Origin of the sequence: Microbacterium sp. CCH5-D1, assembly GCF_001557335.1 — a bacterium.
GTDB lineage: Bacteria > Actinomycetota > Actinomycetes > Actinomycetales > Microbacteriaceae > Microbacterium > Microbacterium oxydans.
In genome coordinates this window covers 1-372 of the sequence record NZ_LSJW01000102.1, presented here as the reverse complement: position 1 = coordinate 372, position 372 = coordinate 1, and the positions used below count along the sequence as shown (strand labels likewise).

Genomic DNA, 372 nt, shown 5'->3' with positions numbered 1-372 from the left:
GCACGGGCATGGCGGTGATTCCCGTTCCGCCTCCCTCCGACATGAGTGTCGGCAGGCTGGGAAGCGGGCTGAGGTTGGCGATCTCGTCCAAGGCCAGCAGCAGGGGCGGGTCGAGGCGTGCGCCAGGTGAGCGTGCCGCTACGCGGCGGGCTGCCTCGACGAGGTCTTCCACGAACGCCGCCACGAGCGCGGCACTCGCGCCCGCGCCCGCGCCGGTGGCGAGCAGGTAGAGGGTGCCGCGCGAGAGGATGAACTTCTCCGGGTCGAAGTCTTCGCCCGCGCCAGGTGAGACCGCATCGAGCACGCGCGGGTCGGCCAGGGCGCTCAGCGACAGTGACACGCCCTGCCAGATGGAGTCGCGCGTCCTCGGGT

At 71.8% G+C, this 372-nt stretch carries 1 protein-coding gene; it reads right to left on the bottom strand.

The annotated features are described in order from the left end of the window. A partial coding sequence (locus AX744_RS07035; protein WP_157543536.1) for a TraM recognition domain-containing protein occupies positions 1-372 on the bottom strand: 372 nt, incomplete at both ends.